Origin of the sequence: Terribacillus halophilus, assembly GCF_900101385.1 — a bacterium.
Classification (GTDB): Bacteria; Bacillota; Bacilli; order Bacillales; family Amphibacillaceae; genus Terribacillus; species Terribacillus halophilus.
The window spans coordinates 1-1,065 of sequence record NZ_FMZB01000025.1; the positions used below are offsets into that span (position 1 = coordinate 1).

Annotated in this window: 1 protein-coding gene; it reads right to left on the reverse strand. The window is 44.2% G+C overall.

Annotated features, from left to right (window positions below; genetic code table 11):
- Positions 1 to 9 precede the first annotated feature (9 nt).
- Entirely contained in the window at positions 10 to 969 is a 960-nt protein-coding gene (locus BLQ53_RS18675; RefSeq protein WP_093728802.1) for an IS30 family transposase, read from the reverse strand.
- Between the last annotated feature and the right edge of the window lie 96 nt (positions 970 to 1,065).

The following is a 1,065-nucleotide window of genomic DNA, read 5'->3' on the forward strand; positions in this document are numbered from 1 at the left end:
TCTCAATTGTCAATATAAGCTAGACAAAACAGCATCATCCAGGTGACTCAAAAATACTTCCAATGGTGTTTGATAGTTCAACGACTTTCTCGGAATCTGGTTTCGTTTGTCAGCGACTGCTGAAACAAAAGCTCGGTCGACTTGGTTAAAGTCCATCTCTTTAGGTAAACCATCTTTTCTCAACAATCCGTTAGAATTCTCGTTCAGCGCGCGTTGGGAAGGGGTACCTGGATCCGCAAAGAAAATGGCGATATCATGTTGGTTACAAAGTGTCTTCCAATTGGAGAATTCCTTCCCGCAGTCAAACGTAATCGATTTGAATAAGTGTCGCGGGATGGACCGGAACCACTGATTCAGCGTTTTCTCGATATCGCTGGCTTTGCGCCCTTCCGGCTTCAAGGTAATGATGGCTTTGGACAGCCGTTCAACCAGCGTAATCACGGCACTTTTATGGTGCACTCCAACAATTGTATCCCCTTCTAAATGACCAAACTCTTCTTTGTAGAAGGGGTAAGCTGTTTCTCTTTCGGAAATATTTCGTTTGAAGGCTTGCTTTCCTCTGCGTTCTTGATGGCCTTTGGGCTTTCTCTTCCCTTTCATGGGGAGCGTGGCTTCGTCAAAGAATTTCTCTTTGAAACGCCGATATAGCGTACGAACAGAACATGAAACAGGCTGTTCGGCTCTGCCGATGATCACGTCCGGAGCCCATCCCTGGGCAATCTTGTTTGTGATATACGACCGCTGTTCTGTTGACAAGGTTATTTTCTTTCGCCCACAGCGCTGTTTGTTTACTTTATATTGCTTGTAATAGTCAAGTGCCGTGCAGCCTTGTTTCAAAAACTGCACAACGTTATGGACGGTTTGTCTGGATCGCTTCAGAAGTGCAGCGATTTTGGCAGTAGATACTTGATGATGGTAATAGGATTCTATCAAAACAAGCTCATCCGTGGTAAGATGGGTATAGGGCATTCGTGATCACTCCAATGTTTTCTTTGGTCGGAAATACATTTTGAGTGTACCACGAATGGCCTTTTTAATTGTCCAGCTTAATTTTACAATTCACGT